15 protein-coding genes are annotated in these 18,012 nt (G+C 58.8%); 3 read left to right on the forward strand and 12 right to left on the reverse strand.

The genetic code is table 11. From position 1 onward, the window contains the following. Positions 1-63 precede the first annotated feature (63 nt). A complete protein-coding gene (locus AC6I8R_RS00430) occupies positions 64-996 on the forward strand; it encodes a GlxA family transcriptional regulator (RefSeq protein ID WP_497831782.1) in 933 nt (310 codons plus the stop codon). Here AC6I8R_RS00430 and AC6I8R_RS00435 read toward each other — a convergent pair. From AC6I8R_RS00435 to AC6I8R_RS00480, 10 genes are all read right to left on the reverse strand, one after another. Next, a complete protein-coding gene (locus tag AC6I8R_RS00435) occupies positions 981-1,976 on the reverse strand; it encodes an acyltransferase (RefSeq protein ID WP_415175043.1) in 996 nt (331 codons plus the stop codon). The genes AC6I8R_RS00430 and AC6I8R_RS00435 overlap by 16 nt on opposite strands. A gap of 110 nt (positions 1,977-2,086) precedes the next feature. Further along, on the reverse strand, positions 2,087-3,202 hold the full coding sequence (locus AC6I8R_RS00440; protein ID WP_415175044.1) for a mandelate racemase/muconate lactonizing enzyme family protein: 1,116 nt from the start codon (positions 3,200-3,202) through the stop codon (positions 2,087-2,089). Positions 3,203-3,235: 33 nt separating this feature from the next. Continuing rightward, on the reverse strand, positions 3,236-3,991 hold the full coding sequence (locus AC6I8R_RS00445; protein ID WP_021183700.1) for a GntR family transcriptional regulator: 756 nt from the start codon (positions 3,989-3,991) through the stop codon (positions 3,236-3,238). A gap of 14 nt (positions 3,992-4,005) precedes the next feature. Beyond that, the gene (gene allB / locus AC6I8R_RS00450; protein WP_021183701.1) at positions 4,006-5,382 is read right to left on the reverse strand and encodes an allantoinase AllB; all 1,377 of its coding nucleotides are present in this window, start codon (positions 5,380-5,382) and stop codon (positions 4,006-4,008) included. Continuing rightward, positions 5,379-6,305, reverse strand: a complete 927-nt coding sequence (locus AC6I8R_RS00455) for an ABC transporter substrate-binding protein (RefSeq protein WP_415175046.1) — start codon at positions 6,303-6,305, stop codon at positions 5,379-5,381. Before AC6I8R_RS00455 ends, allB begins: the two co-directional genes overlap by 4 nt. Then, a complete protein-coding gene (locus tag AC6I8R_RS00460; protein WP_497831783.1) occupies positions 6,305-7,357 on the reverse strand; it encodes an alpha-hydroxy acid oxidase in 1,053 nt (350 codons plus the stop codon). The genes AC6I8R_RS00455 and AC6I8R_RS00460 overlap by 1 nt, the downstream gene beginning before the upstream one ends. Further along, positions 7,344-8,870, reverse strand: a complete 1,527-nt coding sequence (locus tag AC6I8R_RS00465; protein ID WP_036625904.1) for an amino acid ABC transporter permease/ATP-binding protein — start codon at positions 8,868-8,870, stop codon at positions 7,344-7,346. Before AC6I8R_RS00465 ends, AC6I8R_RS00460 begins: the two co-directional genes overlap by 14 nt. A 33-nt stretch (positions 8,871-8,903) precedes the next feature. Further along, the gene (locus AC6I8R_RS00470) at positions 8,904-9,797 is read right to left on the reverse strand and encodes a transporter substrate-binding domain-containing protein (protein ID WP_497831784.1); all 894 of its coding nucleotides are present in this window, start codon (positions 9,795-9,797) and stop codon (positions 8,904-8,906) included. Between the two features lie 150 nt (positions 9,798-9,947). After that, positions 9,948-10,919, reverse strand: coding sequence for a D-2-hydroxyacid dehydrogenase (locus AC6I8R_RS00475; protein ID WP_497831785.1), 972 nt, complete (start codon positions 10,917-10,919; stop codon positions 9,948-9,950). Positions 10,920-10,928: 9 nt separating this feature from the next. Further along, positions 10,929-11,321, reverse strand: a complete 393-nt coding sequence (locus AC6I8R_RS00480; RefSeq protein ID WP_021183707.1) for a RidA family protein — start codon at positions 11,319-11,321, stop codon at positions 10,929-10,931. A gap of 335 nt (positions 11,322-11,656) precedes the next feature. Here AC6I8R_RS00480 and glyQ point away from each other — a divergent pair, with 335 nt between their 5' ends. Together glyQ and glyS are read left to right on the forward strand one after the other, a co-directional pair. After that, positions 11,657-12,568, forward strand: a complete 912-nt coding sequence (glyQ, locus tag AC6I8R_RS00485) for a glycine--tRNA ligase subunit alpha (protein WP_021183708.1) — start codon at positions 11,657-11,659, stop codon at positions 12,566-12,568. A 9-nt stretch (positions 12,569-12,577) separates the two neighbouring features. Further along, a complete protein-coding gene (gene glyS, locus AC6I8R_RS00490; protein ID WP_021183709.1) occupies positions 12,578-14,647 on the forward strand; it encodes a glycine--tRNA ligase subunit beta in 2,070 nt (689 codons plus the stop codon). A gap of 117 nt (positions 14,648-14,764) precedes the next feature. Here glyS and selB read toward each other — a convergent pair whose 3' ends face one another. After that, positions 14,765-16,633 carry a selenocysteine-specific translation elongation factor gene (selB, locus tag AC6I8R_RS00495; RefSeq protein ID WP_497831786.1) on the reverse strand — a complete coding sequence of 623 codons (1,869 nt, stop codon included), beginning with the start codon at positions 16,631-16,633 and terminating at the stop codon, positions 14,765-14,767. Continuing rightward, a complete protein-coding gene (gene selA, locus AC6I8R_RS00500) occupies positions 16,630-18,009 on the reverse strand; it encodes an L-seryl-tRNA(Sec) selenium transferase (protein WP_415175051.1) in 1,380 nt (459 codons plus the stop codon). The genes selB and selA overlap by 4 nt, the downstream gene beginning before the upstream one ends. Between the last annotated feature and the right edge of the window lie 3 nt (positions 18,010-18,012).

Consider the following 18,012-nt stretch of genomic DNA (forward strand, 5'->3'; position numbering starts at 1 on the left):
GTGATAAATCGCGCCGCTACGGGTTTAATGCGGGACGTAAACGGAACCAACCGGAGTATACCCATGCCGCAACCCGTATTTTTCCTGACGTTACCCGGCGTTATGGTGCTTGATCTCACCGGCCCGGCCGAAACCTTCCAGTTGGCTGGCGGCCACTTCTCGCTGCATTACATCGGCCCGGAAGCCAGCGTGCTCGGCTCCACCCACATGACCATCAGCAATATCGCGCCACTGCCCGAACAGTTACCGGCTAACAGCCTGTTGGTGGTGCCCGGTGTGCATGATTCGCGTACCTGCTATGACACCCCGGCGGCGACGCTGGCGCGTGACTGGCTGCGGCAGCAACGGGCGGATATTGAAGCCCAGCGCATCACCCTGGTCTGTGTCTGCTCCGGTTCATTGCTGGCGGCACAGGCGGGATTGCTGGATGGTGTGCTGTGCACCACCCATCATGAAGTGCTGCCGCGTTTGCAGGCGGCGGCCCCGGCGGCGCGGGTAAAAGAGAATCGCGTATTTATTGAAGATGGCGGCATCTGGACCAGCGCCGGGATCACTGCGGGTATTGATCTCGCGCTGCATCTGATTAACCGGCTATGCGGAGCGCGTCAGGCGCTGGCGGTGGCACGCGAGATGGTGGTGTGGTTCCGCCGTTCCGGTGATGATCCGCAACTCTCGCCGTGGCTGCGCTACCGTAATCACCTGCACCCGGCGATTCATCGCGCGCAGGATGTGATGATTGCCCATCCTGAACATGACTGGTCATTACCGGCACTGGCCGAGCGTGCCCATGTCAGCGAGCGGCATCTGACGCGTCTGTTCCGCCAGCATCTCGGCATCAGCGTGCGCGAATATCACGAGCAACTGCGGCTGGTGATTGCCCGGCAACGCCAGCAACAGGGCGAAGCTGCGGAAAAAGCCGCGCTGGCGGCCGGTTTCTCTTCTGCACGACAGTTGCGTCGTGCCAGGGAGCGCTGGGACGATCAACTCACCAGATGATGTTTATCTACCCGTTTAAGCAACATCGCCAGTAACAAGCTGCCGATTAGCGTTACGCCAAACACCCAGGGAAGATCAATCCACGGTTGTGCCATATCGTCGTAATGATTGGTGCGCAGGAAATGGATAAACAGCGCGTGAAAGCCGTAAATGGGCAGGGAATAACGCGCTATGGTAGCTAAAATTGGCAAACTACGGCGATTGAGGACATTTTTGCTCAAGATCAGCACGCTGATGGCGGCAATAAACACCAGCGGCCCGCAGTAGAGATACCAGGTATCATTGAAGGCTCCGTTTATGCGCAGCATCTGTTTGGTGCCGAGCGCAATCCCCGCCACACAGGCAATAAACGCCAGCGCCGCCAGCCCGGTTATGCCGCGTTTTTCTGTGTTCATACAGCCAATCGCCCGTCCCAACAGCGCGTATAACAGGTAATAAATACTGTCGCCGCTGACATACAAATTGACCGGCAACCAATGGAACGAGCCAACCGACTGGTTGATGGTATTGGGATTGGCGAGCACCACCAGTACCACCACCAGTAGCGCGACATAGCGTGGTGGCACATTTTTTACCTGAATCAACGGTGACAGCAGGTAAATACCGATAATCGCAAAGAAAAACCACAGGTGATAAAACACCGGTTTCTGCAACAATTTCAGCAGCGACCGCCCTTCGCTGATCGGCGTCAGCCAGGTGATATACGCCAGCGCCACCGCGCTGTAGAACAGCAGGCACAACACGATGCGCAGCAAATGCCGGCCTTGTGCGCTGCGCTCACCAAAGAACAGATAGCCTGAGATCATAAAGAACAGCGGCACGCAGACGCGCGAAGCGGAATTGAGCAGGTTGGCGACGTCCCAACTGATGCCGGTTACCGCCAGCGGCCCGGTGATGTACCAGGTGGTGGTATGAATGACGATCACCATCAGGCAGGCGATGGCGCGTAAGTTGTCGATCCAGTATATTTTTTGCGACATAGCTTCCCCGTGCGCAGAGCGTCCTGGTGGAGAAGGGTAGTCAGCGACCGGCGCGCCAACAACCTTTGGGCCTGAAATTCAGAGCCATCTGGCTGCTGGCGCGTTTACGGTTAATCACGCACGAGGAATTTTTCGATCACCGCTTCGTTCGGCTCCACGCCCAGGCCGGGTTCGGAAGGCAACCAGGCGTAGCCATCAGCGATGCGCACCGGATTTTTCGCCAGCGAACGGCTGATCTCACCCGGTTCGACGCAATATTCCATCACCAGCGCATTCTCAATCGCGCACAGGAAATGCAGCGAGGCGGCGGTGTTGATATCGGTGGTGAAGTTGTGATTGCACACCTTACGACCGCGACTGTGCGCATAGCTGGCAATTTCCATCGCCTGGGTAAAGCCGGTGCGCGTCAGGTCAATCTGCACAATATCGATACCGCCTTCGTCGATCAGGCGCTGGAAGCCCACCACTGAGCACTCCTGTTCGCCTGCCGCAATGTGCTGCTGGCAGGCTGCCGAGACCTGACCGTAACCGGCGTAGTTGTCCGGGTGCAGCGGTTCTTCAATCCAGAACAGGTTCAGATGCTCATAACGCTGACCACGACGGATGGTGGTTTTGGCATCCCACACATGGCCGACGTCCAGCATCAGATCCACGCTGTCGCCCATCTCGCGGCGCAGCGCTTCCAGATAGCGTAAATCCAGCGCTTCATCGGTGCCAAACGGCTCCCAGCCAAATTTCACCCCGGTATGGCCGGTATCGATAGCGTGCTTCGCTCGCGCCACGGTGTCGGCCACGCTGAACTGGAACATATTCGAGGAGTAGACGCGCATTTTGTCGCGCAGCGCGCCGCCCAGCAGCTCGACAATCGGTTTACCCAACGCTTTACCTTTGATATCCCACAGTGCGATATCAATGCCCGCCATCGCCTGCAACACGGCACCGCTGCGGCCATAGTAGATGGTGGCGCGATGCATTTTTTTCCACAACCGTCCGGTTTCCAGCGGGTTTTCACCGATCAGCAGCGATTTCAGGCCGGTGACCATGGTGTGGGAATAGGGGGCTTCGATGATGGCTTTGGTGACATAGGGGCTGCCATCCACCTCGCCCCAGCCGGTAATCCCGGCATCGGTGGTGATTTTAATCAACAACGCATCCTGTGAACTGTCGGTGCGCTGTTCAATGACCGGGAGGCGCAGGTAAAACGCCTCGACGTTGGTAATCTTCATCGTGGTTATCCTGGTGTAAAAGCAAAAAAGGCGTCAACCGGCGCTGGAACGTTGCTGTCGGCGCTGCGAAATAATGGTTTCGTAGTCCACATCCAGAGCCTGAATGCGGATATGGTTTTCAATCTCGTCGGTCATTTTGGCGATATCGCCTTCCGCGAACACGTTAATCAGCCGCTGATGCTCTTCGATAATGTCGCTCATCGATTTGCCCATGGTGGAGAGGCCGAAAATCACCGTAAGCTGGCGCGCAATCGACTCCCACAAATTGCTCAACACCGGGTTCTGGGCAAAGCTGCACAGCGTGCGATGGAAATCGGTATCCGCTGAGGCAAAGCCATACACATCCTCGCGTTGCATCATCATCTGCATAGCGGCGACGCCCTGGTACAACTGGGTGAGCTGCGCGGCGCTGTTGCGCCCGGCTTCAATCGCCCGGCGGCAGGCCAGCGTTTCCAGTGGAATTCGCACATCGATAATCTGCTCCAGCCGCTGATGGGAGATCTCCATCAGACGAATACCTTTGTACGGTTCGCTGGTCACGATGCCCTGACTTTCGAGAATGCGCAGCGCCTCGCGGATAGGGACGCGGCTCATGCCAAGTTTCGCCACCAGGTCCGGCTCGGCAATGCGGTCCCCGGGCAGAATCAGGCCGCGTGAGGCGGCGCTAAGAATGGCATCTACTGCATGATCGACCAGGGTACGCGGGCGCGCCGCGTTCCAGCTGTTTTCGGTCTGTTCTTCCAGTGCCAGTGGGGCGCTGTTTTTATTACGGGTCGACTTTCCTGCCATGGTAATCATCCTGTTTATGCCTGACGGGTCACGAACTGACCAAAGCCAGGTTCAACCTGTATCTGGGAATCCTGGTAAACGGTGACGCCACGAATGAGCGTGCGCACCACTTTACCCTGACAGCGCATGCCTTCAAATGCGCTCCATTTGCCCAGGCCCTGGAAATTTTCCCCGCTCACCGTCCAGCTCTGGCTGGCGTCGTAAAACACCAGGTCGGCATCAAAGCCCGGCGCGATGGCCCCTTTTTTGCCCCACAGTCGGAAGGCTTTGGCCGGACCGCTGGCGGTCATGCGGGCAAACTCGGTCAGCGGCAGGCCACGGTCGATATGCGCCGCGCTGAAGAACATCGGGCTGAGGGTTTCCACCCCGGTCAGGCCCATACCGGCATCCCAGATGCTGAATTCACCGGCCAGTTTCTGCTCCGGCGTGTAGGGGCAATGGTCGGAAGCGATCATGTCGATATCGCCCCGCAGCAGCACCTGCCACAGCGCATCGACGACCGGACGTGGACGAATCGGCGGGCCGCAGCGGGCATTGGGACCGATGCGCACCAGATCTTCCTCATCAAGAATCAGGTAGTGCGGGCAGGTTTCGAAGCTGGCGCGCACGGTCTCTTTGGCGGCGATGATGGTTTCGGCGGCGCGTGCCGAGCTGACATGGACGATATGGCAGCGCGCGCCGGTTTCTGCGGCAATCGCCAGCACGCGTCCTACCGCTTCAATCTCGGCAATTTCTGGCCCGGCCAGCGCATGGGCGCGGATATCTTTACGCCCGGCGCGGCGTAGTTCGCTACCTGCGCCAATCAGAATGTCGTGGTTCTCGGCATGCACGCCGATCAAACCGTCGAAGGTCGCCAGTTCACGCATGGCGCGCAGCAGGCCGTCATCGTCAAGGCGCGGTAACCCTTTCGCATCCGTGGCATCACCATTCGGCGCGCCGCTACAGAGAAAGGCTTTGAATGCCAGTGCGCCCGCCTGATCCAGCGCGGCCAGTTCGTGGACGTTGCGACCATCCAGCCCGGCCCACATGGCGTAATCCACCGAGCAATTCTCAGCCAGCCAACTGCGTTTGGCGGTAAAGCTGGCGAGCGACGTGGCGGGCGGTAACGAGTGGGGCATTTCGACGATAGTGGTCACGCCATGCGCCGCCGCGCCGCGTGTGCCTTCGCGCAGTTCCTGTTCGGGGAAATCATGCGAGCCAGTGAAGTGGGTGTGTACGTCAATCGCCCCCGGCAGCACGATCAGACCGCTGGCATCAATCAGGTTATCCACCGTGCCGTCGTAAGCACCTGGCGTCAGAATGCCACTGATTTTTCCTGCTTCGATTAACAGGTCTGCCGGTGCGGCACCGCTTTCTGTCACCACCAGGCCGTTGATAATTAACTGTTTCATGATTCTGCTCCTGCCTGGGTCACCAGCGCGTCATAAGGTACGGGCTGAGAAGGATCGAGCCAGCCGATAGCGCCGAGTAACTGACTGAAGTGGTCAAATTCGGCGCGCGGGATGCGGCTATCCGGCGCAAACACCTGCGCCTGCTGATAGGCCGCCAGCCCGCTGACCAGCGCAGCAAACCGATAATCGGGATACCAGGGTTTCACCCGCTCAGCGAGGCGAGTGGCGTCATGCTGCGCGATCCACGCCAGCGCCTGTTGTGTTGCCGTAGCAAAGGCGGCAAAGGCTTCTGCTTTCTCGTGCAGTACATCGCTGCGGGCGATATAGGCGCTCCACGGCACCCTGCCGCACAGGCCCGCCAGGCTGGTCACGCTCGCCAGTTGTCCACGGGTGATGGCAGGCGCGAGCGCATGCATGGCGTGCAACGCGTAATCCACCTCGCCCGTTGCCACGGTCGCAAAGTCATCTTCGGCATTGCCGCTGCCGGGCAGGATGCTGACATCCTCCAGCAGGCCATGTTGGGCCAGCAGCCAGCGAAAGGTCAGGCTGGCGGTGCCGACGTTACCCACATCCAGTACCCGCTTGCCACGTAAATCGCGCAGTTGAAAATCGGGCTGGGGTCGGGCCGCCGCGAGAAACCACGGGTTGGCGGCGACCGAGGCGCAGAAGCACTGCAACTCGGCACCGTGCTGCTGGTAATGCTTCATCACCACCATCGGGCCGCCGAGGGTTAAATCAGCCTCACGACTCAGCACCGCAGGCACCTGGCCGCCCTGAATGGTATGTCCACCGGATTTGCTGGTGGTGAAGGAGACTTTCAGCCGCTGCGCGGCATACAGGCCGAGACTTTCTGCCAGATAGTGGGCGCAGTAATAAATCCGTGATTCGCTGGCATCGCCCTGATTGAAAATTAAGTGATGCATCAGTCACGCGCCTCCGTGACAAAACTGCCGTTGAGCGCGCTCATGTCGCTGACCCCGCACCAGTGGCTGATGGCGCTGATGGAGTTGATCCAGCCGGAAAGCAGGTCAAACACCGCTGTCTCTCCGCCAGTGACCAGCGCGGTGATAACCGGGCGCACGCTCAGTGATAAGGTTGCACCGAGGCAGCGTGCGACCACGGCATCGCTGCCGCTGCGGATACCGCCATCCAGCAGTAGTGGCAGGCGCGTCACCGCCTGCAAATCGGGTAACTGATCGACCGGTGTCACCCAGCGCGCGCTCTGGCGCAGGCCGATGTTGGAGGCGATCAGGCCACTCACGCCGTGCGCCGCTGCCGGGGCGGCATCATCATGATGCAACACGCCTTTCAGTAGCAGCGGCAGACCGCGATCGGCGCAGTGCGTTGCCACTTCATCAATCTGTTGCCAACGCCATACCGGAAACGCCGGCAGCGGTTCCACTCCGGGTTGCGTGCCGCCGATGGTGTGCCAGCCGCGTTGTTTCAATGCATCGCCGACCGAGAACCCACCCGGCTGTAGGCCAGCGACCGGATGGACCGGTGCCAGCACCGTCAGCACGATCGCTTTAAAGTGGCTTTCTGCCGCTTGATCAATTAACGCTTTAATCCGCGCGACCTCACCTGCCGCACGCAGTTGCAGCCAGCAGCGGTCATACTCCGCACCAATCTGCGCCAGCGGCGTCACCGTCTCTTCGGAGATCACCAGCGGCAGTTGCAGACGTTTGCAGGCGCGGGCAATTGGCAGCAAACCCTCTTCATGGAAAATACGGTCTCCGGCAAAGGCTCCAACCCCAATGGGGGCCGCCCATGTCTGGTTCAACAGGGTGATGTGCGTGTCGATGCTTTCGTTGCCCTGCAATACGCGCGGCAGCAGGCGAAAACGGCGCAACGCCAGATGGTTGGCATCATTTTCGTCGCCAAAGGCATCCGCCGGTAGCCCCTGCATATAGCGAAACAACGGTTCACCGAGGCGCTCGCGCGCCGCGCGTTCAAACGGTAATTCAGGCGTTAGCATGCTGCGCCTCCGTGGCGTTTTCGTGTTCAAGGAAAGTGGCAAAGGCTGGCGTGGTCGGGTTTTTCAGGATCGCTGGTGGCCCTTCTTCAATCAGCGCGCCGTTTTGCAGAAACACCACGCGATCAGCGACGCCAGCGGCAAAAGCAATATCGTGGGTGCTGATGATCATGGTGATACCGGTTTGCGCCAGGCTGCGCATGGTCTGGTTCACTTCTCGCACCAGTTCGGGATCGAGCGCCGAGGTCGGTTCATCAAACAGCAGGATTTGTGGTTCGGCGGCGAGGGCGCGGGCAATGCCGACACGTTGCTTCTGTCCACCGGACAACTCATGCGGTAGCGAAGCCGCAAAATCACCAAGGCCGACCATTTTCAGTGCGCGCATCGCTTTGGCGCGTGCCACTTCCGGCTGCGCACCCTGGACGCGCAGCAAAATGCTCATCACGTTTTCCAGCGCGGTGAGGTGATCGAACAAAGCGAAGTGCTGAAACACAATGCCGATGCCTGATTTGGCGCGGTTAACGGGCAGGTGACGCTGCGCCAGCGGCTTACCGTTGGCATCGGTGCCCATAAAATGCCCTTCGGTCTGAATGGTGCCCTTCAGGCGCGGCGTCAGCGCCAGAATCGATTTCAGCAGCGTACTTTTACCGGAACCAGAACGGCCCAGTAGGACCACCACTTCGCCACGACGCACGGTGAGCGACAGGTCGTTCAGAACAGTTTTCCCGGCGTATTCGACGCACAGATTATCGATTTCCAGTACCGGCGCGGCGGTTTGCGTATCCCAACGGCGTTTCGGCAGGTGCATCGGCGTGATGTCGGCTTCCTGCGGCAGCGATGCCAGTCGGGCGCGGGCGCGACGGGCGCGTTCGTCGAGGTTATAGAATTTCTCCATCCACCACTGACCACCGGCCAGCAGCGTGGAGAGGATCAGATAGATACCGCCGGAAGCGACCAGCACCGGGATAAACAGGAAGTTTTGCGACACAATTGCCTGGCCGCGCATGGTCAGTTCATTGACGCCCACCACCGAGGCCAGCGAGGTGGATTTCAGCAGGCCAACGGTTTCGTTGCCCATCGTCGGCAGGATGGCGCGCAATGCCTGCGGGATCACCACATGGATCATCTCTTTGGTGCGCGAGTAACCAAACGCCTGCGCCGCCATGCTTTGGTCGCGATCGGTTGCCATAATGCCGCCACGAATGATTTCGGCGCAGAAGGCGGTTTCGTTAATCATCAATGCCAGCAGCGCGCTGGTGAACGGACTGAAGCGCAAGCCAAATTCCGGCAGCACGTTGTACAGCAGGATCAGTTGCAGCAGCACTGGGGTGCCGCGCAGGGTATAGATATAAATCTTCACCGGTAAGCGAATAAACAGATACTTAGAGGTGCTGGCCAGCGCCAGAAAAAAACCAATCACAATGCCGCCCGCTAACGCGCCGACCAGCAGTTCAACTGCGATCACGGCGCCCTGCCAGAGATAAGGCAGGGTTAAATATTTTAAGAAATCATCCACCACAATATCTCCGGCAGGCTTTCAGGAACGTAATTAACCGCGTGCAACCACCGGGCGTTCGGCGCTGCTGCCCTGGCCCCAGTATTCGAGCAGTTTTTTCTGTGCGCCGCTTTCCTGAATTACCTTCATGGCATCCAGCACCGCGCTGCGCAGCGTGGCGTTATCTTTGGCAATCGGGAAGCCCACCATAATTGGCAGATCCACGGTGAAGGCGCTGTCCAGCGTGCCATCAGCTTTGGCGATGGCGCGGGCTGAACCGGCTTCGGTCAGGTAAACGTCGGCACGACCGCTTTTCACTGCCTGGATGCTGTTGTCGGTGTTCTGCACCATCAGCATGCTGACTTCTGGTTTCCCGGCGGCGGTGCATTTGGCGCTCTGCTCTGGCACCAGTTTGTTGGCTTCATAGGTGCCAGCGGCAGCGGCGACGGTTTTGCCACACAGATCATCAACGCTGTTGATTTTCTTCGGGTTACCTTTGGCGACCACGGAACCATCCTGCACCTGTACCGACGCAACGAAGGCGATCTGCTTCAGGCGTTCATCGGTGACGTACAGCATCGGGCCGATATCAGCCCGGCCACTGGCGATGGAGGTCAGCAGCACGTTGAACGAACCGTTCTGGTAGCTGTGTTTTGCGCCGAGACAACTGCTGATACGTTCGAACAGCGAAGGATCAAGACCTTCAATGATGCTGGGATCTTTCTCTGACGGCGCTTCAAACCCTTTGGTGTAGCCACCAAGGCCAACCACCAGATCTTTGCCTTTCAGTGACGGATATTTGGTTTGCAGCGTTTTGCACTGCGTCATGGCGGCGAAGTCGCTGGCGGTGGGTTTGATCGGATCAGTGGCCGCATGGGCGCTGGACAGGCCAGCCAGCAAAGTGCCGGTAAGGCCAGATAACAACAAAGCGAGGCGTGCAAATTTCATAATAAGGTTCCCCTGGTGCATGGTGAATGGTTAAGCGATGACCTTCTGATTTATGAACTTTTTGGTGCTGTTTTAAATTCGCGCGATAAATCGCGCCGCTACGCGTAAAATTCCCCATGTTTTGTAGCGGCGTGATTTATCACGCGTCCTTTAATATCCGCGAGCGACATCCACCTGATTACGCAGCGCCCGACCACTGCGGAAGCGCACCAGGTTATCGATAAACACCTCAAGGCAACCCTCAAGGTAAGCGGCGTGATCGTCGAGGCTACAGTGCGGCGTCATCACCACACCGGGGGTGTGCCACAGCGGGTCGTCAGTGGGGAGCGGTTCCTGCGGATAGACATCCAGTACCGCGCCTGCCAGTTCGCCCGCGTTTAACTTCTCGCGCATCGCGTTGTAATCAAACACATCGGCGCGACCAACAATCACAATCCCCGCCCGCTTCGGCAGCAGGTCGAGACGGCGACGATCCAATAACCGGCGGGTTTGCGCCGTCAGTGGCAGCGTTGATACCAACACATCCACCTGCGGCAGCACTTCATCGATGGCATCGATGCTGATGCAGCGTTCCACCGGAGCGCTACATTCGCCGCTGCGCGTGACGCCAACCACGCGATAACCCTGCGCCGTCAGCAACCGGGCCGCTGCGGAGCCGATGCCGCCCACACCCAGCAGCAGCACGGTTTTGCCCCGCGCACAGCCACCGAAGCTCGGACGCCATAACCGCTGGGCCTGATCCTGAAGAAATCCAGGGATGCCGAAGTTAAACATCAGCGCCGCCATCAAAATAAATTCCGCGCCTTTGTCGCCATGTACCCCCGAGGCGTTGGTCAGCGTCACGCCTTGTGGCAAATGAGGCAGCCACTGCTCGACACCCGCTGACATCACCTGTACCCAACTGAGGCGAGGGGCTGCGAACTGGTCGAGCGCCAGCTTGCGCCCGGCCCACAGAATGTCGACATTCGCGAGGAAGGTGGCGCTGTGCGTGGCGTCGCTGTTTTCGGTCAGCGTGAAGTGGCTCCGCAGTTGCGGGTGTGTCTCCAGCCGCTGACGCAGCAGTTCAACGGGGAGTTGCAGTGCATCCGGGCCGTTGGCATCGTTTTCAATATGGATATGCATCGCCGCTCCTTAACGCATCGCGGTGACTTCCATCTCGACCAGCAGGTCAGGATGGTTGAGCTGAATGCCGACGGTGGCGCGCGCCGGGAACGGGAACGAGAAAAATTCGCTGTACGCCTCGTTCATGGCGGCAAAGGTGCTGAGGTCGGTGAGAAAAATGGTCACGCGCACCACGTTGTCGAAAGTCATCTGCGCGGCGCTTAACAGGTCGCCAACATTCTTCAACACCTGACGGGTCTGGCTGGCGATATCGTTACCGATGATCTGGCCGCTATAGGGATCAATCGCGACCTGGCCGGAGATAAACAGCATCGGCTCATGCAATACGGCGGCAGAGAGCGGTGCTGGCCCCATCGGGCGGTCATTGGCATTCATGCCGGGATAGGCAATCGCGGTTTTCATGGTCAAATTCTCATCAAATTCGTTTCACCGCAATTTCGTATACGATTATACAAGTGTCAATGTGCGATTTTTGACCATGAGGTAAAAAAGGTGATGCGCGTCACGAAGTGACACAGATGTGATTTGTGTTTATCTGTATGATTTTAAATTATTAAAATCGGTTTTTGGGCGGGATATAATGGCGTGTCTGTAATCGTATACGATTTTCTTATTGTTGCGTTTTGACGGTTTTTACCCGCGATGCCACCGTCAGGATTTCCGGCTGCACATTGCGCGACCAAAGGGTATACTGTCGCACTCTTTTTTAATCCACCCGTATCGCGTGCGAATTCAACATGCAAAAGTTTGATACCAAGACCTTTCAGGGCCTGATCCTGACCTTGCAGGATTACTGGGCGCGTCAGGGCTGCACCATCGTCCAACCGCTGGACATGGAAGTGGGCGCTGGCACCTCTCACCCGATGACTTGCCTGCGCGCATTAGGGCCAGAGCCCATTGCTGCTGCTTATGTGCAGCCGTCACGTCGTCCGACCGATGGACGCTACGGTGAAAACCCGAACCGTTTACAGCACTACTACCAGTTCCAGGTGATCATCAAACCTTCACCGGACAACATTCAGGAGCTGTACCTTGGGTCGCTGAAAGAGCTGGGTATCGATCCGACCGTACACGACATTCGCTTCGTGGAAGACAACTGGGAAAACCCGACGCTGGGTGCCTGGGGTCTTGGCTGGGAAGTGTGGCTCAACGGCATGGAAGTGACGCAGTTCACCTACTTCCAGCAGGTGGGCGGCCTGGAGTGTAAGCCGGTGACTGGCGAGATCACCTACGGTCTGGAGCGTCTGGCGATGTATATCCAGGGTGTGGACAGCGTTTACGATCTTACCTGGAGCGACGGCGCGCTGGGCAAAACCACCTACGGTGATGTGTTCCACCAGAACGAAGTGGAGCAGTCAACTTACAACTTCGAATACGCTGATGTGGACTTCCTCTTCACCTGCTTCGAGCAGTACGAGAAAGAAGCGCAGCACCTGCTGGCGCTGGAAAAACCACTGCCGTTGCCGGCGTATGAGCGCATCCTGAAAGCCGCGCACAGCTTTAACCTGCTGGACGCGCGTAAGGCGATCTCGGTCACCGAGCGTCAGCGCTACATTCTGCGCATTCGCACCCTGACCAAAGCCGTGGCAGAAGCCTACTACGCCTCCCGTGAGGCGCTGGGCTTCCCGATGTGCAATAACAACAAGTAAGAGGCAGCCATGACCGATAAAACTTTCCTGGTGGAAATTGGCACCGAAGAGTTGCCTCCGAAAGCGCTACGCAGCCTGGCGGAAGCCTTTGCTGCGCACGTTACCGCTGAACTGGATGCCGCCGGACTGGCGCATGGTGAGGTGAGCTGGTTTGCTGCTCCGCGTCGTCTGGCGCTGAAAGTGGCAAGCCTGGCGGCCGCACAGCCGGATCGCGAAGTTGAAAAACGTGGCCCGGCTATCGCCGCTGCGTTTGATGCTGATGGCAATGCCACCAAAGCCGCTGAAGGCTGGGCGCGTGGTAACGGCATCACCGTTGATCAGGCCGAGCGTCTGAGCACCGATAAAGGCGAATGGCTGGTATATCGTGCGCAGGTGCAGGGCGAAAGCGCCCAGACGCTGCTGCCTGCGATGATCGCGACCGCGCTCAGTAAGCTGCCGATCCCGAAACTGATGCGCTGGGGTGCCAGTGACGTGCAGTTTGTGCGTCCGGTGCACACCGTTACGCTGCTGCTGGGTGATGAGCTGATCCCGGCTACCATTCTCGGAATTCAGTCCGATCGCGTGATCCGTGGTCACCGTTTTATGGGCGAGCCAGAAATTACCCTCGACCATGCCGATCAGTACCCGCAACTGCTGCTGGAACGCGGCAAGGTCGTGGCGGATTACGCGGCCCGTAAAGCACAGATCAAAGCCGATGCCGAGCAAGCGGCGCTGAAGCTGGGCGGCAATGCTGACCTGAGCGACAGCCTGCTGGAAGAAGTGACTTCGCTGGTGGAGTGGCCAGTGGTACTGACCGCCACGTTCGAAGAGAAGTTCCTCGCCGTACCGGCAGAAGCACTGGTGTACACCATGAAAGGTGACCAGAAATACTTCCCGGTTTACGCCAACGACGGCAAATTGCTGCCGAACTTCATCTTCGTTGCCAACATTGAATCCAGCGATCCGCAGCAGATTATCTCCGGTAACGAGAAGGTGGTGCGCCCGCGTCTGGCCGATGCCGAGTTCTTCTTCAATACCGACCGCAAAAAGCGTCTGGAAGATCATCTGCCGCGTCTGGAAACCGTGCTGTTCCAGAAAGAGCTGGGTACGCTGCGTGATAAAACCGACCGTATTCAGGCGTTGGCTGGCTGGATTGCCGCGCAAATCGGTGCTGATGTGAATCACGCGACCCGTGCTGGCCTGCTGTCCAAATGCGACCTGATGACCAACATGGTGTTCGAGTTCACCGACACCCAGGGTGTGATGGGCATGCATTACGCGCGTCATGATGGCGAAGCGGAAGATGTGGCGGTGGCGCTGAATGAACAGTACCAACCGCGCTTTGCCGGTGATGCACTGCCGTCCAACCCGGTTGCCTGTGCCGTAGCGATTGCCGACAAAATGGATACCCTGGCGGGCATCTTCGGGATTGGTCAGCACCCGAAAGGCGATAAAGATCCGTTCGCGCTGCGCCGTGCTGCGCTGGGCGTGCTGCGCATTATCGTGGAGAAGAACCTGCCGCTCGATCTGCAAACCCTCACCGAGGAAGCCGTGCGTCTGTACGGCAGCAAGCTGAGCAATGCGAAGGTGGTGGATGATGTGATCGACTTTATGCTGGGTCGTTTCCGTACCTGGTATCAGGAAGAAGGCCACAGCGTGGACACCATTCAGGCGGTGCTGGCGCGTCGTCCGACTCGTCCGGCAGATTTCGATGCCCGCATGAAGGCGGTTTCGCACTTCCGTACGCTGGAAGCGGCAACCACGCTGGCAGCAGCCAACAAGCGTGTTTCCAACATTCTGGCGAAATCGACTGAAACCCTGAACGACAGCGTGCAGGCTTCGTTGCTGAAAGAGAACGAAGAGATCCAACTGGCAACCTTCGTGACGGCCCTGAGCAGCAAACTGCAACCGTACTTCGCAGAAGGCCGCTATCAGGATGCGTTGATTGAACTGGCGCAACTGCGTGAATCGGTCGATAACTTCTTCGACAAAGTGATGGTCAACGCGGATGACCAGGCGGTACGTATTAACCGTCTGACGCTGCTGGCCCAACTGCGCGAGCTGTTCCTGCAAGTGGCGGATATTTCGCTGTTGCAGTAACGCGAGCCAGGTTGTTACTAAAAGGGACGAGAAATCGTCCCTTTTGTTTTTCCGTAGCGGCGCGATTTATCGCGCGATTTTTTGTTCTGTACATTAATTGCGCGATAAATCGCGCCGCTACGAAATTGCGTGTTCGGAGGAACAGGCGTTAAACAACCGCGCATCGCGCAGCAGGTGCTCATTGCCGCGACGGCGGGTAAAACCGCTGCGATCAAAGAATTCCAGAATCTGCACCGCCACTTTACGCCCGGTGCCAAGCTGGTTACGGAAATCGGCGGTGGTGGTGCTGCCGCCCAGCGCAGCGCGTTGGCGAATCAGATCGGCGAAGATCTGGATCTGGTCGCTGCGGTAGTAGCGATCACGCACGATCGCCGTGATATGACCGAGCCGTGCCGCAGTCAGCAGCAGGGCGCGAACCGTCAGTTCATCCTGCCGGAGTGCGGAGGCAATATCCCGCACCCAAAGTGGCTGGTCGGCAAACAGCGGCCCAGCCTGCTGCCATAACATCTCTTCCTGCGGGTTAAAGCGCGGTTCGAAGTTGGGGAGGTGCAACCAGCCGTGGCGTTGCTGAATCAGCCCCTGCGCCAGCATCTGCTCGATTAACGCCAGCACCAGCCCGGCCGGGGCCTGTGGCAGCGCAATGCGCCGCAGGCGATCGTGACCAATACCCGGTTGTTCCTGGTGCTGCTGGTGAAAATGCGCCAGCGCGTCGCACAATTGCTGCTGCCAGCGGCTGGCCTGTGCCGGGTCCATCAACGCATGATGTAAACGCACCGGGGCAATACGGGCGAGCAGGGCATCCATCGCGGTCGGGGTCAGCTGTCGCGCCCAGGCCAGTTCACTGCCGTCAGCCGGTTGATGCCTGAGATGGGCGCGCAGGTTGGTTTCATCATCATCAGACAGCGCCAGCTGCTCAAGCCAGGTCAGGTAATCGGGCTGGCGTTTACCGCGTTTTTTGCTGTTCAGCAGAATCACCCGTCCACCCGCCAGCGTGTGCTGCGCATTGCTGTCGCGAATGATCAGATGATCATTATCCGCCAGCCACAGTGGGGTGCTGAGAACCAGTTCTCCCAGCTGCTCGCTGAGTAAGGTTAAACGGCCAGTGACATGGCTGGCGGCGTGATGGACGTGTACCGGTTGAGACGCATTTTTCTGGGGGTGCAGCAGGTTAAGCGCTACCGTGAGTCGCGTGGTGCCCTGGTCCTGCTGCTGACTCAGCAACCAGTCACCTCGGGTGATTTGCGCTTTTTCCACCTCGCCAACAATATTTAAGGCGATACGTTGCCCGGCCTGCGCGTGACTCACGGCCTGGTTCTGCGCATGCAGGGCGCGCACGCGTACCGGTTGGTTGACGCCGGTCAGCCACAGGGTATCGCCGACGTGGACTTCTCCGGCCAGCGCCGTACCCGTCACCACCAGCCCGGTGCCCTTGAGGGTAAAAGCACGGTCGATGGCGAGGCGAAAACGGTAGCGGGGAGTAAACGGGGGTTCCGTCAGCCCAATCAGATGCAGGCGCAGGGCATCAATACCTTGCAACGTGGTGCTGCTGGTAACAAATTGCGCGGCATCAGGCCAGCCCAGCTGTTGCGTGAGCTGCGCGACCTGCTGCTGCACTTCGTCAATGCGTGCGCCATCGACCCGATCCGCTTTGGTCAACGCCACGCTAAGTGGCGGTTGCCCGGCGAGGCTCAGTAGCTGCAAATGTTCACGCGTTTGCGGCATCACGCCATCGTCACAGGCCACCACCAGCAACGCATGGTGGATGCCGCCGATGCCCGCCAGCATATTGGCGAGAAACTTCTCATGGCCTGGCACATCAATAAAACCGATCACCCGGCCATCGGGTTGCGGCCAGTAAGCATATCCGAGGTCGATGGTCATGCCTCGTCGTTGTTCTTCTGGCAGACGGTCAGCATTGATGCCGGTCAGCGCCTGTAGCAGCGCGGTTTTGCCATGATCAACATGTCCGGCGGTGGCGATGATCATGGCAGCAGATTCCGCAGAAAGGCGGTTTCATCTGTCAGGCAGCGCAAATCGAGCCACAGCTTGCCTTCCTGGAGACGGCCAATGACCGGCTGCGGCAGGGCGCGCCAACGTTGTGCCAGGGCGTGTAGCGTGCCGCCCTGACCGTCGCGTGGGCTGAAGGTAATAGCAACGCTGGGGAGACGTTCTACCGGTAGCGATCCGCTGCCGATTTGTGACGAACAAGGGGCGATAGCCAGCGAAAAATCCCCGCCAAACGTATTCTCCAGAGCAGGCAGCAGGCGTTCCGCCAGTTGCCGGATTTCCGCTGCGGGACGCGTCAGCAGGTGCAGCGTGGGTAGCGCAACCGCAAGATTCTCCGGGTGACGATAGAGTTGCAGTGTCGCTTCCAGCGCCGCCAGCGTCATTTTATCGACGCGTAGCGCACGTTTCAGTGGATGTTGTTGCAGTCGGGCGATCAACGCTTTTTTGCCGATGATGATCCCCGCCTGCGGGCCACCCAGCAGTTTGTCGCCGGAAAAGCTGACCAGGCTGACGCCCGCCGCTATCAACTGTTGCGGCATGGGTTCAGCGGGCAGACCGTATGCGGTCATGTCGATAAGCGAACCGCTGCCGAGATCGGTGATGACCGGCAACTGATGTTCTTCTGCCAGCGCCACCAGTTCAGCCTCGGACACCGCATGTGTGAAGCCCTGAATCTGATAATTGCTGGTATGAACTTTCATCAACAAGCCGCTATCGTCGGTGATAGCGGCGCGATAATCTTTTAAATGGGTGCGATTGGTGGTGCCGACCTCCACCAGCCGGCATCCGGCCTGGCGCATCACGTCAGGAATACGGAACGCACCGCCAATCTCCACCAGCTCACCACGGGAAACCACCACTTCACGCCCTGGTGCCAGGGTCGCCAGCATCAGTAAAACCGCCGCCGCGTTGTTGTTGACGATACAGGCGTCTTCCGCGCCAGTCAGTTCGCACAGCAGGGCGGCAACGGCGCGATCGCGATGACCGCGCGCGGCATCATCCAGCGCATACTCCAGCGTCACCGGCTGGCGCAGGCTGGCGGTGACAGCCGCGATTGCCGCATCGCTTAAACAGGCGCGGCCTAAATTGGTGTGCAGCACCGTGCCGGTCAGATTAAACACCGGGCGCAACGCGCTTTGGCGCTGTTGCTCACTGCGGCGCAGTGCTTCATCCGGCCAGTTAGCGTGCCAGGCGGGAAGTCCCTGATGTTGCTGGATATACTCGCGTGCTTCTTGCTGCATCGCGCGGAGCTGTCGGGTGGCAAAGGCGGTGCCTGCATCATCAATTAATGGCTGCAACGCGGGGTCGCGCAGCAGGCTATCAATGGCAGGCAGCTGACTAAACAGATTTTTCATTAA

The organism is Pantoea sp. X-Soil-OKNW-713 (assembly GCF_059730685.1).

Bases quoted from the DNA above. Each gene is read 5' to 3' on its own strand.
- AC6I8R_RS00430 (WP_497831782.1), top strand. From the start codon at position 64: ATGCCGCAACCCGTATTTTTCCTGACGTTACCCGGCGTTATGGTGCTT.
- AC6I8R_RS00435 (WP_415175043.1), bottom strand. From the start codon at position 1,976: ATGTCGCAAAAAATATACTGGATCGACAACTTACGCGCCATCGCCTGC.
- AC6I8R_RS00440 (WP_415175044.1), bottom strand. From the start codon at position 3,202: ATGAAGATTACCAACGTCGAGGCGTTTTACCTGCGCCTCCCGGTCATT.
- AC6I8R_RS00445 (WP_021183700.1), bottom strand. From the start codon at position 3,991: ATGGCAGGAAAGTCGACCCGTAATAAAAACAGCGCCCCACTGGCACTG.
- allB (WP_021183701.1), bottom strand. From the start codon at position 5,382: ATGAAACAGTTAATTATCAACGGCCTGGTGGTGACAGAAAGCGGTGCC.
- AC6I8R_RS00455 (WP_415175046.1), bottom strand. From the start codon at position 6,305: ATGCATCACTTAATTTTCAATCAGGGCGATGCCAGCGAATCACGGATT.
- AC6I8R_RS00460 (WP_497831783.1), bottom strand. From the start codon at position 7,357: ATGCTAACGCCTGAATTACCGTTTGAACGCGCGGCGCGCGAGCGCCTC.
- AC6I8R_RS00470 (WP_497831784.1), bottom strand. From the start codon at position 9,797: ATGAAATTTGCACGCCTCGCTTTGTTGTTATCTGGCCTTACCGGCACT.
- AC6I8R_RS00475 (WP_497831785.1), bottom strand. From the start codon at position 10,919: ATGCATATCCATATTGAAAACGATGCCAACGGCCCGGATGCACTGCAA.
- AC6I8R_RS00480 (WP_021183707.1), bottom strand. From the start codon at position 11,321: ATGAAAACCGCGATTGCCTATCCCGGCATGAATGCCAATGACCGCCCG.
- glyQ (WP_021183708.1), top strand. From the start codon at position 11,657: ATGCAAAAGTTTGATACCAAGACCTTTCAGGGCCTGATCCTGACCTTG.
- glyS (WP_021183709.1), top strand. From the start codon at position 12,578: ATGACCGATAAAACTTTCCTGGTGGAAATTGGCACCGAAGAGTTGCCT.
- selB (WP_497831786.1), bottom strand. From the start codon at position 16,633: ATGATCATCGCCACCGCCGGACATGTTGATCATGGCAAAACCGCGCTG.
- selA (WP_415175051.1), bottom strand. From the start codon at position 18,009: ATGAAAAATCTGTTTAGTCAGCTGCCTGCCATTGATAGCCTGCTGCGC.